This window comes from Halorubrum coriense DSM 10284 (genome assembly GCF_000337035.1).
GTDB classification, from domain to species: domain Archaea; phylum Halobacteriota; class Halobacteria; order Halobacteriales; family Haloferacaceae; genus Halorubrum; species Halorubrum coriense.
In genome coordinates this window covers 76,566-91,809 of sequence record NZ_AOJL01000032.1, presented here as the reverse complement: position 1 = coordinate 91,809, position 15,244 = coordinate 76,566, and the positions used below count along the sequence as shown (strand labels likewise).

The window sequence follows — 15,244 nt, the reverse complement described above, 5'->3', positions numbered from 1 at the left end:
CCGCGACGAGGACGCGCGCGTGCTCAACGTGCCAGCTGGCAGTAGCCGTCTCGGGGACGTATTGGTCGATGCAGAACCACAGAGCGAGGACATCGAGGAGGGCGATATGATGGATTTAGACCTTCCACCCGCCGAATTCGACGCCGTCATATCGGACCCACCCTGGCGAGGCATGGATTACTTTGACCGATGGAAGCAATTCTATCAGTTGTGCAGAGTCACCAAACCGGGCGGTCTCATCGTTTATAACGCTCCCTGGGAACCCGCATCCGATCAGTGCGAAGTAGTCAGTCGGCATCGACGAGCGGACCACCCGTTCGGCGAGATTAGTCAAATCACTGTTTTCAGGCGGTATCCCGGGCAGCAGACATGGGCCGATTTTGATTAGGGTTCGGACCAATGTGCGGACATGACCTCTGACGACGGCGAGCAAGTCATCGACCGGATGGAGCGACTTGTCGCGGCAGCCGACGACGCGGACACAGTGCCACTCGATGAGGGAGACGACCCCATCGCCCGGGACCACAGAGAAACGATTCAGAGGGGCGCAGGGAACGCCGACGAGTGACGACTCTGTAGCTTTTGGATTCAGTAGCGATCGTGTGTATTGAGGGTGCGACGAAACGTTTTGCGATTGTTTATTTGACCAGATAATACGTCGACAAGTGCATGGCAGACGACGATACTCAAAGCGGATTCGACGACGTCGGAGAGGAGGGCGAGTTAGTCACGGCATCGATGATGGGTCCGAGCCCGGAAACCGTCAGGCTCGGAGGTGCGATATCGACGACACGGATATTGATCGAGATTGACCGTGAGGAGGAGGGGGCGAGCTACAGAGCGACCGCAGGCGGGCTTACGATGACTCGGCAGAGCCTCTCGCGCATCCATCAGGACGATGAGCGACGCGGGTGGTATCTCGATGCGAGAGCCGACAACGAGCGTGTCGATGAAGCGCTCGCTGACATCAGTACGCAATGACGGCTAAAGGGTGGTCAACACACCGACGAGTCCGACGGCGACCATAGCGAGCCCGACTGAGAGTATTAACGCCTGCCGAGGACCAACCGCGTCGCAGAGCATGCCTGTCCCTACGAGAGGACGCGACAAAACACTGCTGTGTGTTGAGCCGCGACGAACCGATTTGCGATTGTTTTTGACGGTCGATCATACGTCGACAAGTGCATGGCAGACGACAACCCGAGCGGATTCGACGACGTTGAGGACGATATAGTAACGGCATCGATGGGGCCGCCGAAGGACAGAGTCAGGCTCGGGGAGAGTATCTCTCCGACGAGTATACTGATCGAGATTGAGCGTGAGGGGGAAGGGGCGACGAAGGACGCAAGCGCCAGCATCGAGATTGTCAATCTCTGCGAGCACGAGGCGGGAGATGCGTACGACGCAGAGAACCGGGAGCTCGATTACAGTGAATTAGACCGGGAGCTAAAGCTGCGAGTCGACGCGCTGATCAATCACACTCGATTCGATGGCCCCAGGTGCGAACACGAGGGCGAAGATGACGCAGATGTACTGAAGCGATATCACGGTCAAGGGGACGAGTGAGATAGCCCGTCCGAACAGAAATGCGCGGGACCGGATTCGCAACCTGCGGACCCCGGAGGGTGCGATTGAGTCCCTGTATCGCAGCACGCTACGCCGCGATTATTTTTAAGTAGTTGGAGTGAGACGCCGAGATACAAGCAAAGCCGCAAGACGCCGTAAGCGCTCAGAACGGGCGATAGACCCCGGCGCACTACGCGATATGGCGCATGTGGTTGGTGTGCGGTCGATAAGCGTCTCAGGGTTGCCAAGCGCGATGGCACAAGTCGCGCTTAGGACGCTATCCCGTAGGGGTCCGCCGGTTCGAATCCGGTCCCGCGCATTTTGCGGCGAACAATCCGTGAGCCGCAAATGCGTGCCGAGGATTCGAAGCAGGGAACGAAGCGGAGCGGAGTGACTGAGGTTCGAATCCGGTCCCGCGCATGAGCGAACGAAGTGAGCGAAGAGCAGGAGCGGATTTGTACCCCGGAAGTCGCGCACAGCGAGCGAAGCGAGCGAGCACGTCTTCCTCCGGTTCGAATCCGGTCCCGCGCATGCGTCTCCGAGCACTTCGCGAGGAGGGCAGTCTCGACGCCGTTTTTAAATAAGACCGAGCGAAACGACGCCGGTCACCACACGCTTCCCCGGTACGAGAGTTGGATGTGGTCGGCCGTCTCGGGTGGAATGCCCATCGCCTCGAACATCTCTCGGAAGGCTACCCGGACGGCGTCCTCCTCGAACGCTCGGGACGCGCGCGTCTGCGCGTCGACCGCCACGCCGCCGTGGTAGTCGACGTGAACGCGGTAGGTGTACCCGTCGACCTCGTGCGTCACGGTCGCGCGGGAGAGGACGAACTCGGCGCTCCCGAGTCGCTCGTCGCCGGCGCGATACACGCGCTCGTGCCAGCCCGACCCGGGCGTGGAGGTCGCGTTGACCGCCGTCGCGCGCGCCGTCAGGTCGTCGTAGGCGGTCCGGAAGGCGACCGGTTCGTCGACGTCGACGCTCGGCGTGCTCGCACCGGGTTCGGTCGGGTCGCCGGTCCGGACCGTCGTCTTGAGCTCCTCGACGTACGCCGCGGCGGTCGCCTCGTCCATCTCGAACAGCAGCGTGAGCCGGTCGACGAGCCACTCGTCGGGCGGCAGATCGTCGACGGTGAGGTCGCCGCCGGCGTCGTCCGCGAACAGCGTCACGACGGTGATCCCCTCCTCGTCGTAGAACGTCGCCCACAGTCGCGTCGACGCAGAGTGGTCGTACGTGACCCTGAACGCCTCGTACTCGGGGCCGAGGTCGGCGTCGAGGTCGTCGATCCCCGCCGGGTGGAAGCCGCTCGACCCGACGCGCTCGACGGCGTAGCCGGCCGCGTCGGCCCCCTCCAGCGCGTCCTCGTACGCGAGGTCCGACACGGTCACGCCGTCCGAGGTGTACGACGCCACGTCGGCCCCGATCAGCACCCCGGCGAAGACCGCGTACGCGGCGACGACCGCGATCACGATCCCGACCGCGGCGACCGCGACCAGTCGCAATCTGTTCATGTCACTGATACGTTCCGCGAAGGCATAGCTGTACCGTCGGCGGCGGAGGGCCGCCGAGAGTTAAGCGGGTCGGCCGCCGGTTAATTCGGTCCGCCGCCGCTCACAGCGGGCCGTCGTCGACGAAGCGCGCCGGGACCAGCTGACGGAGGAGCCGCGAGGGGGCCGCGGAGAGCCCGCTGACGAGGAGGAACCCGACGAAGATGACGCCGAAGCCGGCGAGCGAGCGCACCGAGAGCGTCTCTCCGAGGAGCGCCCAGCCGCCGACCGCGGAGACGACGGGAACGAAGTAGAACAAGAGGTTCGCGCGCGTCGCGTCGGTCTCGTCGATCAGCGCGAAGTACGCGAGGTAGGCGATCGCCCCGGAGAAGACGCCGACGTACAGCAGCGCCGCGACCGCGACGGGCGGCACCGACAGCCCGGAGACGGACTCCCCGGCCCCGAGGCTCATCGCGTGCGTGAGGACGGCGGCCAGCGGGACGCCCCAGACGGTTCGGGCCGTGCTCGACAGCGTCGCGTCCGCGCGGCGGATCAGCACCGCGCCGAGCGCGCTCGTCACGGCGGCCGCGAACAGCAGCGGGACGCCGACGCCGCCGGCGAGGAGCGCCGCGGGGTCGGGGTCGGCGACGAGCGCGACGCCGAACAGCCCGAGACCCATCCCGACGAACCCGCGGGTCGAGAGCCCGTCCCCGCTGAGCAGGGCCGCGGCGAACACCGGCGTCAGGATCGGGTTCAGGCTGAAGACGACGGCGGCGACGCCGCTCGTCACGTACTGCTGCCCGACGAACAGCAGCGCGTTCGTCAGCCCGATGACGATCACGCCGGTCGCGACGATGCCGACGACGTCCCCCCAGGTCCGCGGGCGCAGGTCCGCGCGGGAGAGCCGGGTCGCCGCGAACGCCGCGAGGACGACCGCGCCGATGTCGAACCGGACGGCGACGAAGAACAGCGGCGGGAGGTGGGCCAGTCCGGCCTTCGCCGCGACGAAGGTACCGCCGAAGAGGACCGCCGAGACGAGAAGCAGCGCGCCGGTGCGTCGGGTGAACACGTTACCGCGACACCCCGGCTACGGTTTCGAACGAACGATCGGCTTGGAACGAGTTTCTCGCCACGATCAGTCGTAGTATCCGGACGCTCATAACGGATCTCGGAAAATATTCCACGCGGAGAAACGCGCCACACGCCGTGCCGATCGATCACGGCGTGAAACGCCGCCGACGAGCGAAGCCGGTTTATTCCGGTGGCCGCTGGATCGCGTATGGAGGCCCCGCTCGAGGAGATCGAGTTTCTCGCCCGCTCGACGAACCGCGTCGAGGTGCTACAGCTGCTGGCGTCGGGGCCGCACACGCGCCGAGACCTCGCGACGGCGACCGGGGCGTCGCAGGCGACGCTGGGACGGATCCTCGAGGACTTCGCGGAGCGGTCGTGGGTCACCCGCGAGGGGAGCGAGTACGTCGCCACCGCGACCGGCGAGCTGGTGGCCGACGGGGTCGAAGAACTCGTCTCCGTGCTCGAGACGGAGGCCAAGCTGCGCGACGTCGTGGCGTACCTGCCGACGGCGGAACTGGGGTTCGACCTCCGCCGGCTCGCCGACGCGACCGTGACGGTCCCGAGTCGCACGCGGCCCAGCGCGCCGCTCCAGCGCGTGCTCGACGCGATGGAGGACGCGAGGACGCTGCGCGCGTTCTCGCACACGCTCAACGAGCAGAGCCTCGCGACGGCCCGGGACCGGGTGGCCGCGGGGGCACAGGCGTTCGAGGCGGTCCTCTCGACCGACGCCATCGAGGCGCTCGCGGGCGACGACGCCCTCTGGCGGCAGTTGCGGGCGCTGGCCGAGAGCGACGACGCGGAGATCCGGGTCCGCCGCGAACCGCTGCCGCTCGCGGTCACCGTCGCCGACGGGACCGTCTACCTCCTCGTCCGGGACGACGGCGGGATCCTCCGGGCCTCGCTCCACACCGACGACCCGGCGGTCCGCGAGTGGGCGGCCGAGACGTTTTCCGGCTACTGGGAGGCGGCCGACCCCTTCGATCCGACGGCCTTCGAGGAGTGAGTCGGGGGTAGACCGCGGGGGCGTGCCGGTGCCGCGCGCGCCGGCCGGGGCCGGTCAAACGCGACCGAGGGTCCCGGCAAAACCCACTTGTCCGCGGTCCGCGTACGACTGGTAATGTCTTCTCGCGACGCGGAACTGGTGATCGAGACGTGGCAGTTCAGGGAACGCGAACTGCCCCGCGTCCCGCCGGCGGGGTGGGCGACGACCGATCGGCTCCGCGAGGCGGTGTGCCTCGCGGTGGCGTGTTCGGTCGAGGGCGTCGAGCGCGTCGAGCCGTTCGAGGGGCCGGCGAGCGAGCGCGAGCGGTTCGACGCGACCGTGACCGCGGAGTCGATAGACGACGACCTCGTGGGGCTGGTGACGCCGGCGTCGGAGCGCGACGGGGAAGAGAAGGAGTTCGGCGAATCGACGGAGCAGTTCGATCTGGACGAGGCCCTCGACCGCCTCTGACGGGCTCGGTGCGGTCGCTACGTCCCGTCCGGCCCGGACACCCGCACCACCTGCTTGCCGATGTTGTCGCCGGAAAACAGTCCGAGGAAGGCGTCGGGAGCGTTCTCTAACCCCTCCACGACCGTCTCGCGGTGTTCGAGGTCGCCGCTCGCGACCCACCGGCCGAGTCGTTCGCTCGCCTCGCCGAACCGGGTCGCGAAGTCGCCGACGAGCAGCCCCTCGATCCGGGCTCGGGTCGGAACGATCTGCGGGAGCTTCCGCGGGCCGGTCGGGACCGACTCGTCGTTGTAGTGGGCGATCTGCCCGCAGACCGCGATCCGCGCGTCGACGTTCAGTTGCGTGAACACCGCGTCGGTGATCGGACCGCCGACGTTGTCGAAGTAGACGTCGACCCCGTCGGGCGCGGCCTCGTCGAGCGCGGCGCGGTAGTCGTCCGTCGTCTCGTAGTTGATCGCGGCGTCGAAGCCGAGGTCGTCGGTGAGCCACGCGGTCTTCTCGTCGCTGCCGGCGAAGCCGACCACGCGGCAGCCGTTGCGCTTCGCGATCTGGCCGACGACGGAGCCGACCGCGCCCGCCGCGCCGGAGACGACGACCGTGTCGCCGGGCTTCGGCTCGCCGACCTCGAGGAGTCCGAAGTAGGCGGTCCGCCCGGGCATGCCGAGGACGCCGAGGTACGCCTCGGGGTCGGCGACGGCCGGGTCGACCGGGGCGACGTCGTCGGCGTCGAGGGTCGCGCAGTCGGCCCAGCGCCCCTCGCCCGTCACGAGGTCGCCGGCCGCGTACGCGTCGCTCTCGCTCTCGACCACTTCGCCGACGACGCCGCCCCTGAGCGCGTCGCCCACGTCCCACGGCTCGGCGTACGACTCGGCGTCGCGCATCCGACCGCGCATGTACGGGTCGACCGAGAGGAACCGGGTGCGAACGAGGAGTTCGCCCGGTGCGGGGGCGGGGACGTCCGTCTCGCGCAGTTCGAAGCTGTCGGCGTCGGGCTCGCCGGTCGGCCGCTCGGCGAGAAGCCACTCGCGGTTGGTGTTCGTCACGGTCCCCGTTGGAGCATGGAATAGAATAGGGTTTGGACCCCAGCAGCCGCCGGGGGGATCCGGAAGTCGCAGCCCGCGTGGGGGTCCGGGAGTAGTATCGATGCGGGAGCGCGGCGAGAAACGCGTATCGGCGGCGTTACGCGACGGCGACGCCGTTGCGCGTGAGGTAGTCGCTCGCGGCCTTGATCTCGACGGGGCTCCCGATGATCCGGTACTGCTCCGCGGTCTCGACGACGGTGACGGTGAACCGGTCTTCGAGGCACTCCCGATGCCCGTCGAGCGCCCGGCGCGGGAGGACGATCTGCGTGCTGTCGCGGAGACTCGACGGATCTGGCATTCGGCGTAGATAGGCATTATTCGTTGCCGATATAACCGTGTCGAAGTATCGGCGCTCCAACCACTCTCTCGGCGGAGAGCCGTCGGTCCGGGGTCGACGAGTCGGCGGTCCGACGCCGCGGGCGGGCCGGCGACCCGAAGGAACACCTTTAACGAGCCGACCGGCCGAGAGACGGGTAATGGGACTGGAGGAGGAGATCGAAGACCTCCGCGAGGAGATCGCCGAGACGCCCTACAACAAGTCCACCGAGGCGCACATCGGGCGGCTGAAGGCGAAGCTCGCGGAGAAGAAGGAGAAGCTGGAGAACCAGTCCTCCGCCGGCGGCGGCCACGGCTACGCGGTCGAGAAGCACGGCGACGCCACGGTCGCCCTGGTCGGGTTCCCGAGCGTCGGCAAGTCCACCCTCATCAACGCCCTCACCAACGCCGACAGCGAGGTCGGCTCCTACGAGTTCACGACCCTCGACGTCAACCCGGGCATGCTACAGTACCGCGGCGCGAACATCCAGATCCTCGACGTGCCGGGCCTGATCGAGGGCGCGGCCGGCGGGCGCGGCGGCGGGAAGGAGGTCCTCTCGGTCGTGCGGACCGCGGATCTGGTCGTGTTCATGCTCTCCGTCTTCGAGATCGAGCAGTACGACCGGCTCCGCGAGGAGCTGTACAACACGAACATCCGCCTCGACACCGAGCCGCCGAACATCAACATCCGGAAGACCCACAAGGACGGGCTCGGCGTGACGATGAGCGACGACGTGAGCCTCGACGAGGACACGATCAAGCAGGTCCTCCGCGAGTACGGCTACGTCAACGCGAAGGTCACCATCCCCCACGACCTCACGATCGACGAGCTCGTCGACGCCGTGATGGACAACCGCGAGTACCTCCCCTCGATGGTCTCGGTGAACAAGGCGGACCTCATCGACAAGAGCTACCTCCCGACCGTGAAGGAGGAGCTGCGCGAGCGCGACCTCGACCCCGACGACGTGCTCTTCATCTCCGCCGAGAAGGGACTCGGTCTCGACGGACTCAAAGAGCGCCTCTGGGAGGAGTTGGGGGTTATTCGGATTTACATGGACAAGCCGGGCCGCGGCGTCGATTACGAGGAGCCCCTCGTCCTCTTCGAGGGCGACACCGTCGGCGACGCCTGTACGAAGCTGGGCGGCGAACTCGACGACCGGTTCAAGTTCGCGCGCGTCTCGGGCGAGAGCGCCAAGCACGACGACCAGCAGGTCGGGAAGGGCCACGAGCTCGCCGACGAGGACGTGTTGCGGATCGTCGCGCGGAAATAGAGCGATATATCTACGCCGGCAGAGCAGTCGGTTCCGACGGTCGTTTAAATATTTCATACGAGATCGACGGTGACCATCCCCAAAGCCCCGGCCGCGAGGACTCGCGCGACTCGCTGCGGTCCTCAGTCGCTCGCGGTGCTCGCTCCCTGTGGTCCTTGCGTCGTCGTGCTTCGTCCTCGCAGCCGCCCCTTTGAGTCCCACCCACCCAGCACGGCGACCGCAGCCTCGTTCCTCCCCAGCCTCGTCGGTCGCCGTCGCNCCTCGCGGCCGCCTTCGGCGGCCACTCGCAGGCACGCGCCACCGCACAGGCCGGGTCGTGTCTCGGTTCGTCCCCGAATCGCGCTCGCTTCCTTTGCCGCGCCCGACCGAAAGGCGCTTTTCGCGGGGCCGCGACCGTCGGGTATGCTCACGGTCGCGCTCGCGGGCAAGCCGAACGCCGGCAAGTCCACCTTCTACACCGCCGCCACGATGGCCGACGTCGACGTGGCGAACTACCCGTTCACGACCATCGACGCCAACCGCGGGGTGACCCACGTCCGCACGCGCTGCCCGTGTCTCGACCGCGACGAGCGCTGCGGGAACGAGAACTGTCGCGACGGGAAGCGCTACGTCCCGATCGAACTGCTCGACGTGGCGGGACTGGTCCCCGGCGCGCACGAGGGGAAGGGCCTCGGCAACCAGTTCCTCGACGAACTGACGAACGCGGACGTCGTCCTGAACGTCGTCGACGCCTCGGGGGCCACGAACGCCGAGGGCGAACCCGTCGAGGTCGGGAGCCACGACCCCCTCGACGACGTGGACTTCGTCGAGGAGGAGATGGACCTGTGGCTCGCCGGCATCGTCGACCGCAACTGGGAGAGCGTCGAGCGGAAGTCGCGCTCGCCCGACTTCGACCTCGAAGCCGCGCTCTCGGACATGCTCACCGGCTTCGGCGCGACCGAGTACGACGTGGCGAGGGTGCTGCGCGACCTGGAGTACCCCGACGACCCGAAGGCGTGGACCGACGCCGACCGCGAGGCGCTCGCGCGGGCGGTCCGTCGCCGCACGAAGCCCATCGTCGTCGTGGCGAACAAGGTCGACGCGGCCCCCGACGGCGCGGTCGACCGCGTCCGCGAGGGGACCGACAAGCCGGTGATCCCGGCGACCGCCGACGGCGAACTCGCCCTGCGCCGCGCCGCGGAGGCGGGCGTCGTCGACTACGATCCGGGCGACGAGTCGTTCGAGATCGTCGGCGACGTCTCCGACGACCAGCGCGCCGGCCTCGACGCCCTCGGCGAGTCGATGGCGGCCCACGATGGCACGGGCGTCCAGTCGGCGCTGAACGCGGCCGTCTACGACCTCCTCGACCGGATCACGGCCTACCCGGTCCAAGACGCCGCCAAGTGGACGGACGGGACCGGGAACGTCCTCCCGGACGCGTTCCTGTTGCCCTCGGGGGCGACGCCCCGGGACCTCGCGTACGCGGTCCACTCAGACATCGGCGAGGGATACCTCCACGCGGTCGACGCGCGCGCCTCGCGCCGGATCGGCGAGGACCACGAGCTGACCGAGGGCGACGTGGTGAAGGTCGTCTCGACCGCCGGGCCGTGACCGACGGGGGAGCAGTGGTCCGTCGCCGTCGCGTGCCGCGGGCGGCGTCGCTTTCCGCCGTGCGACCGACAGGCACATGCGGGTCGCCCGAGACGGACGGGTAGAGAGCGGCCATGCTCGGGCTCGAACACGACTTCCGGATCGTCGACACCCGCGCGACCCTCGACCCCGACGAGTCGTCGGTCGCCACCCACGGGCGGGACATCTCGCCGGAGCGGCTGGAACGCGAGATGCTCCAGGCGGGGATCGTCCGCGCCGTCGCGAGCCCCGGGCAACGCGCCGCCGGCCGGAGCTACCTCCGCGCGAACAACGCGGTCGCGCGTCTGTCGATCGACCGCCCGTTCGTCGCGTTCGCCCGCCTCAACGGCCCCCGCGACCCGGGGACCGGTCCCGCCTCGGTGGTCCGGAACCTCCGCGCCGAGCGCGACGACCACCACGCCCGCCCGGACGACGTCGAACAGTACTCCTACGACGACCGCTTCCACGGCTTCACGCTGGCTCCCCACGTCGACGGCCTCCCGAACGAGGACGTGCTGGCGCGGTTGGAGGACGCCGACCTCCCCCTCTTCGTCCACGCCGGTCGGGAGTTCCCGCCGGAGGCGGTCGAGACGGAGCTGCTCGGCTACGACCTCCCGCTCGTGTTGGGGAGCTTCGGCGGGTATCCCCTCGACACCGATCTCATGAACCGGACGCTCGACCTCCTCGACGAACACGACCGCGTGTACGTCGACACGAGCGCGGTGCGGTACCGCGAGGTGCTCGAACGCGGCGTGTTGGAACACCCCGACCGCGTCCTCTTCGGCTCCGGCGCGCCCGACGTCCACCCGAACGTCGGCGTGATGGAGGTGCTCACGCTCGACGTCTCCGAGGACCTGATGCGCCGCGTGCTGGCGAAGAACCCCGCCCGCCTCGTGCCCGCGCTCGCCGAGGGCGCGGACGCCTGAGGCGGCGGTCGAACCCGAAGCGACGCGCACTTATCCAGCCGCGGTCGACCGACGACAATGAGCGACGAGGACGCCGCCCCCTCGCGGACCGGCGCGGACGACCCCCACGTCGAAGTCGTCCGCGCGACCGGCCACGAGAACGTCACCGCCGAGCACGCGAGCACGTTCGAACTCACGACCGACGACTGGCTCACGCCCGCCGGCGACTGTATCGTCGGCGTCGAGGCCGACCGGACGCCGCGCGACTTCTCCGCCGCGTTCCGCGAGGCGTGCCGGGACGCGGACGCGACGGTCGAGGCGACGCTCGTCGTCGACGACGGCGACGACGAGTTCCGGGAGACGATCGCCGGCCGAGGCGATCCCGACCTGACCCTGCTCGACGACCGCTCGATGGTGGGGCGCACGAGCGACTACACCGACGACGAGCGGACGATCCTCGTCGACGGCGACGCCGCCGCCGCCGACCTCAACCGCGACCTCGTCGCGGCGCTGGCCAACGGGGCCGACCTCGCGCTGCGGCTCGAAGTCGAGCCGGCGGAGTAACGCGGCCGGGGATCGTTTCGTTCGCGAGTAGCTAGATCGGTAGCTCGGCGTCCGCGCCGACCACGCGGTCGGGTTCCGCGGGCGCGCGCCAGTCGGTCGTCCGCTCCAGCAGTTGGACGACCATCCGGCCGGTCACCCCCCAGACCGTGTAGCCGTCGACGTGGAAGAAGTGGACGCGGTGGTCGCCGTACTCCGGGTGGCCGACGCGGCGCTCCGACTCGTAGTTCGCGGGGTCGGTGAGCGCGTCGACCGAGAGCACCGCCACCTCCGCGACCTCCGACTCGTCGGGGACGTACTCGCGGTCGGGCGCGACGCCGACGAACGGGCGGACCGCGTACTGCGACGAGGTGCGCGCGTCGTCGAGCCGGCCGATCACGTCGACCTCCGTCGACCGCATCCCGACCTCCTCGTCGGCCTCGCGCAGCGCGGTGTCCGTCAGCGTCCGGTCGATCGGTTCGCGGCCGCCGCCGGGGAAGCTCATCTGTCCGGGGTGCTCGCCGAGGTGCGCGGCGCGTTTGGTGAACAGCAGGTGGGCGTCGCCGTCGCGCGCGATCACCGGCGCCAGCACCGCCGCCTCCCGACGCCCGGCGAGCGACTGCGGCGCGTGGCGGCGCACCCCCGACAGGTCCATACGCGAGATAGGCGACGCGAGGCGGTTAACGTTTCCGCGAATTCCGTCCGCGCCGAACGTGAACGTGTGACAATACCGCGGCCGGCGGTGACTCGACGGCGTCGGCGGGACGGCCGCTCGCGCCAGTGCGCCCGCTCGCGCCGAGGCGACCGCTTACGCCGGCGCGGCCTGCCCGATGACCGTCCCGACGAGCGCCGAGAGGGCGACGATCGCGGCCGCGAGCAGCAGGATCCGAGTCGCCTGTGACATGGGAGGGGGGAGGGCGGGCAGGGTGAAATACCGGGGCGACGGTGGACTCGAATTCGACTCATTTTATCCCGTTTTGGAGCGATAATGGGTCCTTACCGGGCTGGGCGGCCGGGGGAGCGCACGGACCCGGCCGGTAGACCGCTCGACGGATCGCGTCCGGCGGGCGCGGGGTGGCGGTCGGGTTCGGACCTTTTAAGCCCGCGACACCCGCTTTCGGGAGTAATGAGCGACGACGACCAGGAGCTCGGGATCACCGAGTCCAAGACGCACAACACGGGCGAGTGGTACGCCGAGGTCGTACAGAAGGCCGGGTTGGCCGACTACGGGCCGGAGGGGATGAGCGGCTTCATCGTCACCCGCCCGCGGGCGTACGCCGTCTGGGAGCGGCTTCAGGGGTTCCTCGACGCGAAGTTCAAGGACACCGGCGTCCAGAACGCCTACTTCCCGATGTTCATCCCCGAGTCGTACCTCGAACGGGAGAAGGACATCGTCGAGGGGTTCGACCCCGAGGTGGCGTGGGTCGACGAGGCGGGGAACAAGGAGCTCGAAGAGCGGCTCGCGGTCCGGCCCACTTCCGAGTCGATCATCACGCCGTACATCTCGCAGTGGGTGCGGAGCCACCGCGACCTCCCGCTGCGCGTGAACCAGTGGTGCTCGGTCGTGCGCTGGGAGGCGACCGAGACGAAGCCGTTCTTCCGCACGAAGGAGTTCCTCTGGCAGGAGGGCCACACCGCGCACGCGACCCGCGAGGACGCGTGGGCGGAGACGATGACGCGGCTCGACCAGTACGAGTCCGTCTACGACGACCTGCTGGCGATGCCCGTCCTGAAGGGCCAGAAGCCGGACCACGACAAGTTCCCCGGCGCGGACACGACGACGACCGTCGAGGCGCTGATGCCCGACGGGAAGTCGGTCCAGGCGGGCACCTCCCACCACCTCGGCCAGTCGTTCGCCGAGGCGTTCGACATCACGTACTCCGACGAGGACGAGGAGGAGCGCACCGCCCACACCACCTCGTGGGGACTCTCCTGGCGGGCGCTCGGCGCGCTCATCATGACCCACTCCGACGAGCAGGGACTGGTCCTCCCGCACACGGTCGCGCCCACGCAGGTCGTCGTCGTCCCCATCTGGCAGGAGGACACGAAAGACGACGTCCTCGACTACGCCGAGGGCGTGGCCGACGACCTCGACGACGCCGGGATCCGCGTCGAGCTCGACGACCGCGACGAGCGCAACCCCGGGTTCAAGTTCAACGAACACGAGCTGAACGGGATCCCGCTCCGGATCGAGATCGGCCCCCACGAGGTCGAGGACGAGGAGCTCACCCTCGTCCACCGGCCCGACGGGGAGAGCGTCGAGGTCGACCGCGCGGGCGTCGCCGAGACCGTCCGCGAGGGGTTCGACGAGATATACGCCAAGCTGTACGCGACCGCCGAGGAGACGCTCGACGACGGCGTGCGCGAGGCCGACGACCGCGCCGAGATCCTCGGGACGCTCGGCCAGCACGGCGGCTACGTGAAGGCCCCGTGGTGCGGGGACGAGGCCTGTGAGGAGCCGATCAAGGAGCCGCTGGCCGCCGAGATCGTGATGGTCCCCTTCGATGACGAGGACCCGCTCGCCGACGGTGACCACGACGAGACGTGCGCGATGTGCGACGAGGCCGCCGAGCGGACGGCGTACTTCGCGAAGACGTACTGAGCCCGGCGACCCGTCCGCCGCGAGGGCGGCCCGCGGCTGCGCCGTTTTTCGAGCTATCACCCCGTCCCCGTCGGGTCTGGCGATTAATCCGCGTTGATCCGGCTTAACGGAGTTTCGGGTATATAGGATCGGAGCGTGTACGGGGTTGTAATGAACCGCTGGATTGCGAGTCTCGTCGTCGCGGCCGTCGCCGCGGTCCTGGTCGTCGGGGCCGCCGCCGCCGCGCCGGCGGGCGTGGTGACCGCACAGACCGAACCGGGTAACGGGAGCGGCGCGGGTTCGGGCAGCGCCGGGAACGCGACGACCGACCTCACGCCCGGTGAGCGTCTCGCCGGGGTCGTCGGGGTCCAGGGCGCTGAGATCGAAGGCGAGGTCGAGTCGCGCGCCTTCGAGGTCGCGCTCCGGGAGTCGGAGACCAACGAGAGCCGCGCCGTCGTCGTCGCGGACCGGCTGAATCGGACCGAAGAGCGGCTCGCGGAGCTGAAGCAGCGACAGGAGGAGCTCCGCGAGCGCCGCGAGTCCGGGGAGCTGAGTCAGGGCGCGTACGCCGCGCGGATGGCGACGACGACCGCGCGGATCGAGACGCTCTCGCGTGGGCTGAACCGGAGCGCGAGCGCCGCCGCGGAGCTTCCCCCCGCCGTCCGGAACGAGACGGGCGTCGACGAGGAGCGGCTAACGACGCTGCGGGAGCGCGCGAACGAGCTCAGCGGCCCCGAGGTCGCCGCCATCGCTCGCGGCGTGGCCGGCGAGGGCGTGGGCGGGCCGGTCGGCCCGGACCGCCGCGGGCCGCCGGGGAACGGAACCGAACGCGGGCCGCCGGGCGACGCCGGACCGCCGGGCGAGGGCGCGGTCGGCGGTGGTCCGGGAAACGGCTCGGCCGGAGCGGGGAACGGATCAGCCGGAGCGGGGAACGGCTCGGCCGGAGCGCCCGGAGCGGGGAACGGCTCGGCCGGAGCCCCCGGAACGGGGAACGGAGCGACCGGCTCGAACGGTTCGGGCTCTGAGAACGCCTCGGCCGGAGCGCCGGGCTCTGAGAACGCCTCGGGGAGCGGCACCGCGAACGGTTCCGGCCCGTCCGGTCGGCCGGGAGCCGGTAACGCGACCGACTCGCCGGGCGGGTCCGGAAACGGGACCGGCACGGGCGGCGGCGGTGACGGTTCCGACGGCGGTGCGGGCGCTCCCTCGGTCGAAGTCGCACCGGACGCGCCGTCGATCGCCGCCGGCAGCCCCTCGCGCCTCGATGCGTGAGGCGTCGGACCGCGAACCCGGCGCGGAGTCCGGACCCGAGGCGGGGCGCGAGTCGACCGGTAGTCGGGGGCCGGCCGCGTCGCGGATGGGAAGGAATTTACC

The 15,244-nt window shown here is 69.4% G+C and carries 16 protein-coding genes; 11 read left to right on the top strand and 5 right to left on the bottom strand.

Annotated features, from left to right (window positions below; translation table 11 throughout):
• Nucleotides 1–409: 409 nt before the first annotated feature.
• From C464_RS18935 to C464_RS07960, 3 genes are all read left to right on the top strand, one after another.
• Nucleotides 410–568 carry a hypothetical protein gene (locus tag C464_RS18935; RefSeq protein ID WP_006113141.1) on the top strand — a complete coding sequence of 53 codons (159 nt, stop codon included), beginning with the start codon at nt 410–412 and terminating at the stop codon, nt 566–568.
• 101 nt (nt 569–669) lie between these two features.
• Entirely contained in the window at nt 670–981 is a 312-nt protein-coding gene (locus tag C464_RS19620) for a hypothetical protein (protein ID WP_006113140.1), read from the top strand.
• A 204-nt stretch (nt 982–1,185) separates the two neighbouring features.
• On the top strand, nt 1,186–1,566 hold the full coding sequence (locus C464_RS07960; RefSeq protein ID WP_006113139.1) for a hypothetical protein: 381 nt from the start codon (nt 1,186–1,188) through the stop codon (nt 1,564–1,566).
• 605 nt (nt 1,567–2,171) lie between these two features.
• On the opposite strand, the gene C464_RS07950 is transcribed toward C464_RS07960, so the two are convergent.
• Nucleotides 2,172–3,074, bottom strand: a complete 903-nt coding sequence (locus C464_RS07950; protein ID WP_006113138.1) for a hypothetical protein — start codon at nt 3,072–3,074, stop codon at nt 2,172–2,174.
• Nucleotides 3,075–3,174: 100 nt separating this feature from the next.
• Nucleotides 3,175–4,119: a DMT family transporter gene (locus C464_RS07945; RefSeq protein ID WP_006113137.1), complete on the bottom strand. Its 945-nt coding sequence runs from the start codon at nt 4,117–4,119 to the stop codon at nt 3,175–3,177.
• A 210-nt stretch (nt 4,120–4,329) separates the two neighbouring features.
• On the opposite strand from C464_RS07945, the gene C464_RS07940 reads away from it, so the two are divergent.
• Both C464_RS07940 and C464_RS07935 read left to right on the top strand, forming a co-directional pair.
• On the top strand, nt 4,330–5,124 hold the full coding sequence (locus tag C464_RS07940) for a helix-turn-helix transcriptional regulator (RefSeq protein ID WP_006113136.1): 795 nt from the start codon (nt 4,330–4,332) through the stop codon (nt 5,122–5,124).
• 114 nt (nt 5,125–5,238) lie between these two features.
• Nucleotides 5,239–5,574, top strand: coding sequence for a hypothetical protein (locus C464_RS07935; RefSeq protein WP_006113135.1), 336 nt, complete (start codon nt 5,239–5,241; stop codon nt 5,572–5,574).
• Between the two features lie 17 nt (nt 5,575–5,591).
• Here the strand turns inward: C464_RS07935 and C464_RS07930 are convergent, their stop codons facing one another.
• Together C464_RS07930 and C464_RS07925 are read right to left on the bottom strand one after the other, a co-directional pair.
• The gene (locus C464_RS07930) at nt 5,592–6,614 is read right to left on the bottom strand and encodes an NADP-dependent oxidoreductase (protein ID WP_006113134.1); all 1,023 of its coding nucleotides are present in this window, start codon (nt 6,612–6,614) and stop codon (nt 5,592–5,594) included.
• A 136-nt stretch (nt 6,615–6,750) separates the two neighbouring features.
• Complete coding sequence (locus tag C464_RS07925) at nt 6,751–6,951, bottom strand: VNG_1110C family protein (protein ID WP_006113132.1); 201 nt, start codon at nt 6,949–6,951, stop codon at nt 6,751–6,753.
• Nucleotides 6,952–7,129: 178 nt separating this feature from the next.
• Between C464_RS07925 and C464_RS07920 the strand changes: the two genes are divergently transcribed.
• The 4 genes from C464_RS07920 (at nt 7,130) to C464_RS07905 (ending at nt 11,316) form a co-directional block, all read left to right on the top strand.
• A complete protein-coding gene (locus C464_RS07920) occupies nt 7,130–8,239 on the top strand; it encodes an OBG GTPase family GTP-binding protein (protein ID WP_006113130.1) in 1,110 nt (369 codons plus the stop codon).
• Nucleotides 8,240–8,641: 402 nt separating this feature from the next.
• Nucleotides 8,642–9,829: a redox-regulated ATPase YchF gene (locus C464_RS07915; RefSeq protein WP_006113129.1), complete on the top strand. Its 1,188-nt coding sequence runs from the start codon at nt 8,642–8,644 to the stop codon at nt 9,827–9,829.
• A gap of 113 nt (nt 9,830–9,942) precedes the next feature.
• Nucleotides 9,943–10,773, top strand: a complete 831-nt coding sequence (locus C464_RS07910) for an amidohydrolase family protein (protein ID WP_006113128.1) — start codon at nt 9,943–9,945, stop codon at nt 10,771–10,773.
• A 57-nt stretch (nt 10,774–10,830) separates the two neighbouring features.
• Complete coding sequence (locus C464_RS07905) at nt 10,831–11,316, top strand: DUF371 domain-containing protein (RefSeq protein WP_006113127.1); 486 nt, start codon at nt 10,831–10,833, stop codon at nt 11,314–11,316.
• 31 nt (nt 11,317–11,347) lie between these two features.
• Here the strand turns inward: C464_RS07905 and C464_RS07900 are convergent, their stop codons facing one another.
• Complete coding sequence (locus C464_RS07900; protein ID WP_006113125.1) at nt 11,348–11,947, bottom strand: NUDIX hydrolase; 600 nt, start codon at nt 11,945–11,947, stop codon at nt 11,348–11,350.
• A gap of 471 nt (nt 11,948–12,418) precedes the next feature.
• Between C464_RS07900 and proS the strand changes: the two genes are divergently transcribed.
• Together proS and C464_RS07890 are read left to right on the top strand one after the other, a co-directional pair.
• Entirely contained in the window at nt 12,419–13,894 is a 1,476-nt protein-coding gene (gene proS / locus C464_RS07895; RefSeq protein ID WP_006113123.1) for a proline--tRNA ligase, read from the top strand.
• A 150-nt stretch (nt 13,895–14,044) separates the two neighbouring features.
• Nucleotides 14,045–15,142 (top strand): hypothetical protein, encoded by a 1,098-nt coding sequence (locus C464_RS07890; RefSeq protein WP_006113122.1) that lies wholly within the window; start codon nt 14,045–14,047, stop codon nt 15,140–15,142.
• Nucleotides 15,143–15,244 lie beyond the last annotated feature (102 nt).

Excerpts from the sequence above, each read along its gene's own strand:
- C464_RS18935 (WP_006113141.1), top strand. The coding sequence starts at position 410 with ATGACCTCTGACGACGGCGAGCAAGTCATCGACCGGATGGAGCGACTT.
- C464_RS19620 (WP_006113140.1), top strand. The coding sequence starts at position 670 with ATGGCAGACGACGATACTCAAAGCGGATTCGACGACGTCGGAGAGGAG.
- C464_RS07960 (WP_006113139.1), top strand. The coding sequence starts at position 1,186 with ATGGCAGACGACAACCCGAGCGGATTCGACGACGTTGAGGACGATATA.
- C464_RS07950 (WP_006113138.1), bottom strand. The coding sequence starts at position 3,074 with ATGAACAGATTGCGACTGGTCGCGGTCGCCGCGGTCGGGATCGTGATC.
- C464_RS07940 (WP_006113136.1), top strand. The coding sequence starts at position 4,330 with ATGGAGGCCCCGCTCGAGGAGATCGAGTTTCTCGCCCGCTCGACGAAC.
- C464_RS07935 (WP_006113135.1), top strand. The coding sequence starts at position 5,239 with ATGTCTTCTCGCGACGCGGAACTGGTGATCGAGACGTGGCAGTTCAGG.
- C464_RS07925 (WP_006113132.1), bottom strand. The coding sequence starts at position 6,951 with ATGCCAGATCCGTCGAGTCTCCGCGACAGCACGCAGATCGTCCTCCCG.
- C464_RS07920 (WP_006113130.1), top strand. The coding sequence starts at position 7,130 with ATGGGACTGGAGGAGGAGATCGAAGACCTCCGCGAGGAGATCGCCGAG.
- C464_RS07915 (WP_006113129.1), top strand. The coding sequence starts at position 8,642 with ATGCTCACGGTCGCGCTCGCGGGCAAGCCGAACGCCGGCAAGTCCACC.
- C464_RS07910 (WP_006113128.1), top strand. The coding sequence starts at position 9,943 with ATGCTCGGGCTCGAACACGACTTCCGGATCGTCGACACCCGCGCGACC.
- C464_RS07905 (WP_006113127.1), top strand. The coding sequence starts at position 10,831 with ATGAGCGACGAGGACGCCGCCCCCTCGCGGACCGGCGCGGACGACCCC.
- C464_RS07900 (WP_006113125.1), bottom strand. The coding sequence starts at position 11,947 with ATGGACCTGTCGGGGGTGCGCCGCCACGCGCCGCAGTCGCTCGCCGGG.
- proS (WP_006113123.1), top strand. The coding sequence starts at position 12,419 with ATGAGCGACGACGACCAGGAGCTCGGGATCACCGAGTCCAAGACGCAC.
- C464_RS07890 (WP_006113122.1), top strand. The coding sequence starts at position 14,045 with ATGAACCGCTGGATTGCGAGTCTCGTCGTCGCGGCCGTCGCCGCGGTC.